This window comes from Granulicatella sp. zg-ZJ, assembly GCF_010892355.1.
In the GTDB taxonomy this organism is placed as follows: Bacteria; Bacillota; Bacilli; order Lactobacillales; family Aerococcaceae; genus WM01.
This window is the reverse complement of the sequence record NZ_WNJY01000045.1, coordinates 1-7,618: the sequence shown is the minus strand read 5'-3', so window position 1 is coordinate 7,618 and position 7,618 is coordinate 1. Positions and strand designations below refer to the sequence as shown.

Here is a 7,618-nt window from a genome sequence, read left to right as displayed (position 1 = left end):
TATTTTAATCATACAACACCATTCTCAGTGGCAGAAAAAGAATGTGAAAAAGGTAGTGAATGGTTAATGCCATTCACTACCAACATACTCACTATTTCTCTCCACCAACACAATTTGACGAAGAGCCCAAAAAAAGGGAATAATGTTACCTTTACCATAAGAAAAACAACAACAGAAGAAAAACTAAAAACTTTAGTAGGTTTAACGGGTGTTGGATTGTTAATATGGTGGCTCTTTTTCGAATAATGAAATGAAAAATATACTGATTGTTATGAATATGATATAATGACTTTAAAAATGATTCAAAATATTAGTCGTAGAGAAGAAACTGAAAAAGTCTTTTTGTTTATGGCTAAATACTTTTTGTATACAGAAGAAAGATTTAATAGTAATGAACGAAATATATACTGATGTGAAAACGTTTTAAAACGTAATGGAAATAAAAAAGTGCCGGAACGGCACACAAATTTGTTAAAGGACAAAGCCTTATTTTAACTCGCTATGTTGTTTTGAATGGTTAAACAATGTTATTTTAACAGGTTTTGTTAAAAATGTAAAGCGTTTTACTTAAAAATAGGAGGGGTTTTATGGCAAAAAAATATTCAATAGGTTTAGATATTGGAGTAGGTTCTGTCGGTTATGCTGTTGTGACGGATAATTATAAAGTACCTTTTAAAAGAATAAAAGTTTTAGGGAATACAGATAAGAAGTATGTGAAAAAAAGTTTGATGGGTTCTTCTTTATTTGAACCGGCTGAAACAGCAGCAGAAAGAAGAATACATCGAACAACAAGACGTAGATATAACAGACGTCGTAACCGTTTGTTGTATTTACAAGATATTTTTTCGGAAGAGATGATGAAAGTAGATAAAAACTTTTTTTATCGATTAAGTGAAAGTTTTTTGCAAGAAGATGATAAAAAATTATCGGAATCTAAATATCCGATTTTTTCAACATTGGAAGAAGAAATCAGCTATCACAATACATTTAAAACTATTTATCATCTTAGAGAGTATTTAGCTAATACGAATGACAAAGCAGATTTACGCCTTGTTTATTTAGCAATTGCACATATTCTGAAATACCGTGGACATTTTCTCATTGAAGGTTCACTTGATGTGTCTAATATAACCGTTAAAGAGAATTTTGAAGTATTTTTATTAGAGTACGAAGAACATTTTGGAAGTTTAAATAAAATAAATGAGCATTTATATGAAGAGGAATTGACACGTAAACTCAGACAAAGTAAAAAAGTAGAGAATATTATGAAACTTTTTCCAGATGAGTTGTCAAAAAGTGCTTTGAAATATTTTGTTAAGTTGATTATTGGAAATAAAGTAGATTTTAAAACAGTATTCAAACTAACAGAAAAATTTGACCTACAATTTTCAAGTGAAACTTATGAAGAAGAAGTAGAAGCTCTTTTAGCAATTATTGGTTTAGAGTATGAGCCTTTATTTGAGTATGCTAAAAAAGTTTATGAGTCTATATTATTATTTGATATTTTAAGAGATAGTCCCTTAGATTCTAATGCACCGCTATCTTCTAGTATGGTTGTGAAGTATCATGAACACCATCAAGACTTAAAAGATTTAAAACAGTTCTTTAAATTATATCTTCCTGATAAATATGGTGTGATGTTCAAAGATAAAAGTCAACAAGGATATGCAGGATATATTTCTGGTGAACATAAAAAAGTTGGTTCCACATTTACATCTACGGCTAAACCTGTTTCTCAAGAAGCCTTTTATAATTTTACAAAAGCTCTCATTGGGAAAATTCCAGAGGGGCAGATATTTATTGATAAAATAGAAAGTCAAACATTCCTTAATAAGCAACGGACTTATGCCAATGGGGTTATTCCTCATCAAATTCATTTAAGAGAGTTAGAGGCTATTTTAGAAAGTCAAGGAAAGCATTATCCATTTTTGAAAGACAACGCCGACAAAATCAAACAAATATTAACGTTTAGAATCCCTTACTATGTAGGCCCTCTAGCAAATGGACAAAGTGAGTTTGCTTGGTTGTCTAGAAAATCAAACGAACCTATTCGTCCTTGGAATTTTGAAGAAATTGTCAATGAAGAAGAATCTGCGAAACGATTTATTGAAAAAATGACACTATTTGATACATATTTACCTGATTGCCGTGTTTTACCTAAACATAGTTTAATTTATGAAAAATATATGGTATTTAATGAATTAACAAAAGTTAGATTCCAATTTAATGGAGGTCAATGGACTTACTTATCGACACAAGACAAACAGAAAATATTTGATGCATTATTTAAAAAATATAGAAAAGTCACTTATAAACAGTTGATTCGTTTTATGGAAAATGAATTGCAGTTTTATGATTTTAAATTGAAAAATGTACAAAATGATGCAGCGTTTAATGCATCGTATGGTACATATATAGACTTGTTAAAAGTTTTTTCTAAAGATTTTTTAGATGATGTGAAAAATGAAGAACTTATTGAAAATGTGATTCATATTTTAACTATTTTTGATGATCGAAAAATGATTGAAAAACAGTTATTTGATTTAGGTATACTTGATGATGCGATAATTAAAAAATTATCTCGTAAGAAATTTACTGGGTGGGGACGTTTGTCAAAAACATTATTACATGGGATACGAAATAAAGAAAACGGAAAAACGATTTTAGATTATTTGATAGATGATGAATTAAATAATCGTAATTTCATGCAGTTAATCCGTGATACATCATTGTCATTTAAAGAGGAAATTGAAAAAGCACAAGTACAACAATTAGAGTTAGATAATAATGAAGAACTTGTTGCCTCTCTTTCAGGTAGTCCAGCAATTAAGAAAGGTATTTTACAAAGTCTTAAAATTGTTGATGAAATTATTCGTGTTATGGGAAATCAATTACCAGAAAATATTGTGATTGAAATGGCAAAAGAGCATCAAACAACGAAAAAAGGAAAAGATAATTCAAAAAAAAGATATGAAACGATTGAAAAAGGTCTGAATGATTTAGGAAGTGAGTTATTAAAACAAGAGCCTGTTTTGGATAATCAATTATTACAAAAAGAGAAACTATTTTTATATTATTTGCAAAATGGAAAAGATTTATACACTGGTAAGGATTTAGACATAAACTTTTTATCACAGTACCATGTTGATCATATTGTGCCAAGAAGTTTTATTAAAGATGATTCAGTTGATAATAAAGTATTAACTTCAGCTAAAGAAAATGCTAAAAAAACAAATGAGGTACTTGATTTAGACATCGTGAGAAAAGAAAGTTTGTTTTGGAAAAAATTGCATGAAGTAGGTTTAATAAGTGATAAAAAATTAAGTCGTTTAATGAAGCAAGAATTGACAGTTGAAGATAAAATGCGATTTATTCAACGACAAATTGTGGAAACACGTCAAATTACAAAACACGTTGCGCGTTTATTAGATGATAAATTTAATAAAGAGATAGATAATGACGGTAGAAAAATAAGACGCGTAAAAGTGATGACGGTTCACGCTAATATTGTTTCTCGTTTTAGACGAGAATTAAAGTTGTATAAGTTAAGAGAAGTTAATCCATATCATCACGCTCATGATGCATACTTATTAACAGTAGTAGCCGATGTATTGTTGAAACTTTATCCTCAAATGGAAAAAGAATTGGTATATGGCAGTTATATCAAACACGGTACTTTTGACCAAAATGGAATGAAAGCAACGCAAAGACATGCAATGTATAATAAAATCCTCTCCTTTATGCAAAAAGAAAGACTTGTGGATACATTAACTGGTGAAGTTGTTTGGGATAAGGAACGTATGAAAGAGAAGTTAGGGCATGTGATATATAGCATGCCGGTAACAGTGACGAAAAAAACGGAGATTCAAACGGGAAGGTTGTATAAAGAATCAAATAAGCCGGCGGGATATAACAATAAGTTGATTGATAGAAAACAACATTTAAATGCTGCGAGATACGGTGGTTTTATTGAGCCTACAGAAGCCTATGCTGTTTTTGTGAAGTATGTGGATCAATCTAAAAAGAAACCAAAAGAAGTGTCTAAAATCATTGGTATCAATCTACTTGAACGAATGACGTTCGAAAAAGATGAACGAGCTTATTTAACGTCGTTAGGTTTTGAGAATATTAAAACGTGGTTTAGATTACCTAAATATAGTTTGTTTGAATTTGAAAATGGCAGACGTCGATTATTAGCTACCTCAAACGAATTACAAAAAGGGAATTATTTTCGTTTGGATAAACCTTTAACAGAATTATTATATCATGCCGCAGCACTAGGAAAGACAACTGTTGATAGTGAAGATACATATAGTTTGGGAAAAAATAGACAGCTGTTTGATGTGTTATTTGAACGAGTGGTAGAATTTAATCAATATATTTTAGCAGATAAAGTAGTTAATGAGTTAAAATGTTTATACGAAGAAAATAAAAATAGCGATATTGAAACGATTGCGAAATCTTTTGTAAACTTACTGACATTTACGTCGTTTGGAGCACCTACTGCTTTTACATTTTTCGATAAAAGTATCAAAAGATTCAGATATAAATCTACAACAAAATGTAAGACTGCAATACTGATTTATCAATCTGTTACAGGTTTATACGAAACACGTATTGATTTAGGAGCATTGTAATGGGATGGCGAACAGTTGTTGTCAATACACACTCGAAACTAGCGTATAAAAATAATCATTTAGTCTTTAAAGATGCCTATAAAACAGAAATGATTCATTTATCTGAAATTGATATTCTATTACTTGAAACAACGGACATACTGTTGACAACTATGTTAATTAAACGATTAGTCGATGAGAATATTCTTGTCATTTTCTGTGATGATAAACGATTACCAACAGCTCATTTAGTACCATTTTATGCAAAGCACGATTCTAGTTTACAGTTGTCCAAACAAGTAATGTGGGAACAAGATGTGAAAGTACGTGTTTGGACAAAAATTATTTCTCAAAAAATATTGAATCAATTTCTTTTACTAAATGACTTTGGTTTTTGTGAAAAAGCGAATCATGTTTTAAAGTTACTAGATGAATTAGAATTGTATGACCCTACAAATAGAGAAGGGCATGTGGCTAGATTTTATTTTAATACACTATTTGGCTATTCGTTTACTCGTGATGATAATAATGATATAAATGCGGCTTTAGACTATGGATATACGTTATTGTTGAGTATGTTTTCTCGCGAGATTGTTGTCTGTGGGTGCATGACACAATTTGGGTTAAAACATGCTAATCAGTTTAATCATTTTAATTTGGCGAGTGATATCATGGAGCCGTTTAGACCGATTATTGATAGAATTGTCTATGAAAATAAAGACAGACCTTTTCAAGATATTAAGCGACATTTATTTTCTATTTTTTCGGATACATTTGAATATAATAATAAGGAAATGTATTTAACGAATATTGTTAAAGAATATACAAAAAAGGTCATTAAAGCATTAAGCAATGGAGGAGAAGGAGTTCCTGTGTTTAGGATATGAGTTATCGGTATATGCGTATGATTTTAATGTTTGATATGCCAACAGAAACAGCTGACGAAAGAAAAGCATATCGTAAGTTTAGGAAATTTTTGATTGATGAAGGATTTATTATGCATCAATTTTCAGTATATAGTAAATTATTGTTAAATCATTCAGCTAGTACAGCAATGATTGCAAGATTGAATGAGAATAATCCAAAAGAAGGAAATATCACTATTTTAACCGTAACAGAAAAGCAATTTTCTAAAATGATTTATTTATGCGGTGAAAGAGATGTTTCTGTTGCTCATTCGGATTCTAGGCTAATTATATTGGGAGAGGAAATATAATGATGAAATTAAACTTTCCTTTAATTGATGAACCCATCACATTGGATAAGTGCACTATTTTAGTATTAGAAACACAATCGGTTTTTGCTGATTTTATAAAAAATCTATACGCTTATACTGGAGAACAAGGCATTGTAATTTATGACACCATTGATACAATACATCCATCTGAACTGGTTTGTATCACCGATATTTTAGGTTATGATATAAATTCTCCTACTGTCATAAAATCGGTATATCACGATTTGGAACAGCAGTTAAATGATAAACCCGATGTCAAAACAAAAATAGAAAAATTAGTATCGAACATAACAGAATTACTTATATTTGAATGTTTAGAAAATGAATTAGACTTAACTTATGACACAATTACCATTTTAGAGTTGATAAAAGCGTTGGGAGTTATCATTGAAACGACAAGTGATAGTGTATTTGAAAAATGTTTGGAAATTTTACAAGTATTTAAGTATATGAAGAAGAAAAAAGTACTTATTTTCATAAATACGTGTGTCTACTTATCAAAAGAAGATATGAACGTTCTAAAAGAGTATATTGAATTACAAAATATTTATGTTCTTTTTGTAGAGCCACGAAAAGTATATGATTTTTCACAGTATACTTTGGATAATGATTATTTTTTAATCTATGAAGAAAACAAATGATTGCCATGAAGTAACAAAATGTACTCAATAAGTGACAATAAACTATCGGGAAAATAATTTCCGATAGTTTATTGTGACGTTTGTAATGCCGTATTATGATATAATTGTAAAAATAGAAGATGCATATTATTAAAAAATTTATAATGATAATAATATTTATTATAGCTGTTTTGGAAGTTTAAAAAATAAAAAACAACCACGAAAACAATCGAAGCAAAGCAAGCGTAAGAAAGTTAAGTAGTTGTTTACAAGGAAAAGAGAGCAAAAGCTCTCGTTTCCTTGTAAATAGTATAACATGTTAAAAGAGAAAATGAAATACATACTCATATATTTTGTTGTTTATTTGATACACAAAAGGATAGAAAGAGATGATGAAGAATAATGACAGAAAAAAGAAAAGGATATAAAGACATACAACAACAAGTAGAAGCTGATAAGCGGTGGAACGAAAAGAATAGAGAACATCGAAATTATTTAACAGACAGAGGAAAAGCTAGAAGTTTCATTAGAAACAAAGCAACACAAGAAGATTTAAACGAATTAAAGATACTTATACAAGAACGAGAAGAACAATTAAAATATACAGAATAGGAGAAAACTACAAAAAAGCCTTTTACAATAACGAATAAAGCGACAATGATGATACTACTTATAATTGAAATCATCAAAATTTTACTCGAAATAGTAAAGAACTTTCGAAAAAATAGAACAGCTAAAGGCTTCGGCTCTTAGTTGTATCTTACTTATAAAATATCATGAAAAATACAAATATTATTATGGATTGCGATTATTTTGAATATCGTTCTTATTTTATTGAAGATTAGACGACTTATATAATGACGGAAAAAACTCAAAAATATCGTAGTTTTATAAGAAAAATTATCTTATTTTAACGTTAATAATATGAATGTGTTATAATCAAATTAAAAGACCGTTCAAAACTGAAGTTTTGCTAGAACGAGCAGTTTGAGGATAAACCGGCGAACAAAATTCTGAGGTTTTAGAGCTGTGCTGTTTTGAATGGTTATAAAACTCTAATTTAGCTGATTGTTTCCACATCACTGTTTTAGAGCTGTGCTGTTTTGAATGGTTATAAAACGACAAATAACAAAAAGGCTCAAAAT

7 protein-coding genes are annotated in these 7,618 nt (G+C 29.5%); 6 read left to right on the top strand and 1 reads right to left on the bottom strand.

Features of this window, described 5'->3' with window-relative positions:
- The 6 genes from GMA11_RS09230 to GMA11_RS08855 form a co-directional block, all read left to right on the top strand.
- The coding region (locus GMA11_RS09230; protein ID WP_205422930.1) for a hypothetical protein at positions 1-246 on the top strand (246 nt) is incomplete at its 5' end.
- A 341-nt stretch (positions 247-587) separates the two neighbouring features.
- Positions 588-4,637, top strand: coding sequence for a type II CRISPR RNA-guided endonuclease Cas9 (gene cas9, locus GMA11_RS08875; RefSeq protein ID WP_163546788.1), 4,050 nt, complete (start codon positions 588-590; stop codon positions 4,635-4,637).
- Positions 4,637-5,503: a type II CRISPR-associated endonuclease Cas1 gene (gene cas1 / locus GMA11_RS08870; RefSeq protein ID WP_163546787.1), complete on the top strand. Its 867-nt coding sequence runs from the start codon at positions 4,637-4,639 to the stop codon at positions 5,501-5,503. Before cas9 ends, cas1 begins: the two co-directional genes overlap by 1 nt.
- On the top strand, positions 5,500-5,832 hold the full coding sequence (gene cas2, locus GMA11_RS08865; protein WP_163546786.1) for a CRISPR-associated endonuclease Cas2: 333 nt from the start codon (positions 5,500-5,502) through the stop codon (positions 5,830-5,832). The genes cas1 and cas2 overlap by 4 nt, the downstream gene beginning before the upstream one ends.
- 2 nt (positions 5,833-5,834) lie before the next feature.
- The gene (gene csn2 / locus GMA11_RS08860) at positions 5,835-6,494 is read left to right on the top strand and encodes a type II-A CRISPR-associated protein Csn2 (RefSeq protein WP_163546789.1); all 660 of its coding nucleotides are present in this window, start codon (positions 5,835-5,837) and stop codon (positions 6,492-6,494) included.
- Between the two features lie 381 nt (positions 6,495-6,875).
- On the top strand, positions 6,876-7,085 hold the full coding sequence (locus tag GMA11_RS08855; protein ID WP_163546785.1) for a hypothetical protein: 210 nt from the start codon (positions 6,876-6,878) through the stop codon (positions 7,083-7,085).
- A gap of 327 nt (positions 7,086-7,412) precedes the next feature.
- On the opposite strand, the gene GMA11_RS09225 is transcribed toward GMA11_RS08855, so the two are convergent.
- A partial coding sequence (locus tag GMA11_RS09225) for a hypothetical protein (RefSeq protein WP_205422929.1) occupies positions 7,413-7,618 on the bottom strand: 206 nt, incomplete at its 5' end.